Genomic DNA, 1,257 nt, shown 5'->3' on the forward strand with positions numbered 1-1,257 from the left:
GGGCTGGGGGGAGTCGTAGGGCGAGCCCGAGCCCGCTCCCGGCGTTCCGGGCGCTCCGGGCGGGGGCTGCTTCCTGAACGGGTCGTCGTCCGGCGGCTGGGCGCCGGAGCCGGGGGGTTCGCTGCTCATGGCCCGAGTGGACCGCGAACCCCGCGGCTTTGCATCCGGCGGACGGCCGTCCGGGGTACGAAATCAGCTACGCCGTACGGCGTAGTCGGTCACCCGGCGACGAACGTACGGGCCGCCTTGTCGTGCCAGCACTGGTGCCAGGGGCGGTCGAACAGGCACCACAGGACACCGACGACACCGATGCCGAGGACGCCGGGGACGCTGTAGACGAGCCAGCGGCGCAGGGCGGCACCGAAGCCGGGCGGCTCGTGCGCCTCGATGTCGCGGACCTCCAGGCCGAGCAGCCGCTTGCCGAGGGTGCGGCCCCAGCGGGCGGTGGGCAGGGCCTCGTAGAGGACGCCGAAGACGAGCAGGACGGCGAGGACGATGCCGAGGTAGACGGAGGTCGTGCCGTCCAGGAGCCAGACGGTGACGGTCCGGCCGCTGAGCCTGGCCGCGTCGATCTTGTCGTTGACGTGGTCGATCGCCTTGGTGCCGAGGGGGACGGCGGCGACGGCGGTGACGGCGCCGATGACGAGGTTGTCGACGATCCGCGCCAGCAGCCGCTTGCCGAGCGGGGCGGGCCGCGCGGCCGACTGACGCCGGGCGGCGGCCTGGAACACGTCCTCGACGGGCGGCTTCCAGGGCACGACGGGCTGCTCGCCCTCGGAGCCCCCGGCCAGCCGGTGCACTTGCTGCGCCCAGGAGGGCTGACCCCCGCCGGGACCGCTGGTCATGGGGGCGGCCGGGGCCGACTGGTCGGCTCCGGGCTGACCGACGGGCGCGGGCTGGGCGGCGCCCGGCTGCTGCGGGACCGCGGGAGCGGGCTGCTGGGGGCCGGAGAGGGCGGCCGGAGCGGCGGCCGCGGCCCGCTCGGCGGCGGCCTTGCCCGCGCCGAACCCGGGACCACTGGATGCGGCCGGTACGGCGGGAGCGGCCGCGGCGGCCGAGGACGACGGCCCGAACGCGGGCCCCCCGGAGGCACCGGGCGTGCCCTGGCCACCGGCACGGGCGCCTCCGGCGAGGCCGGGCGCCCCGACACCGGCGCCATGGCCCCCGGGACCCACGGCGCCCTCAGCGCCGGGCACGGACCGCGCCCCGGCGCCGGATCCGCCCGGGCTGCCGTCGGGCGCCCCCGTGCCCCCCGCC

At 78.0% G+C, this 1,257-nt stretch carries 1 protein-coding gene and 1 pseudogene; both read right to left on the minus strand.

The window, feature by feature from the left end; genetic code table 11:
- Nucleotides 1–129 (minus strand): annotated as a pseudogene (locus GRC12_RS46220) (RDD family protein); the annotation flags it as partial.
- An 89-nt stretch (nucleotides 130–218) separates the two neighbouring features.
- The coding region (locus GRC12_RS44525; RefSeq protein ID WP_244374716.1) for an RDD family protein at nucleotides 219–1,257 on the minus strand (1,039 nt) is incomplete at its 5' end.

Source organism: Streptomyces griseorubiginosus, assembly GCF_017614965.1.
Lineage (GTDB): Bacteria > Actinomycetota > Actinomycetes > Streptomycetales > Streptomycetaceae > Streptomyces > Streptomyces griseorubiginosus_B.